We start from the raw sequence: 307 nt of genomic DNA on the forward strand, positions 1-307 counted from the left end.
CGATGTTTTTTGGCAAACGCGTGTGTAAAATGGTGCAGGCGTCCGCACGGCAACCCTATCTATCAAGGCAGGCAATGAAGCGTTTCGAGTTTAACGACGGCAGTTCCAGCAAGTTTTGGGAAATCGAACAGGATGGCTGCGACGTGCACGTCCGTTACGGCAAAATCGGCACCGCCGGGCAGGCCCAAACGAAGTCCCACGCGGATGCCGCCAAGGCTGGCGCCGCGATGGAGAAGCTGGTCCGCGAAAAGACCGGCAAAGGGTACGCCGAGGCCGGTGCGGGAACGCCTGTCGCCTCCGCGCAGAT

1 protein-coding gene is annotated in these 307 nt (G+C 60.3%); it reads left to right on the plus strand.

The window, feature by feature from the left end; all coding sequences use genetic code 11:
• Positions 1 to 74: 74 nt before the first annotated feature.
• Positions 75 to 307 (plus strand): WGR domain-containing protein (locus tag F2P44_RS34730; protein ID WP_167094644.1); only part of this gene is annotated, 233 nt, incomplete at its 3' end.

The organism is Massilia frigida (assembly GCF_011682175.1).
GTDB classification, from domain to species: domain Bacteria; phylum Pseudomonadota; class Gammaproteobacteria; order Burkholderiales; family Burkholderiaceae_D; genus Telluria_A; species Telluria_A frigida.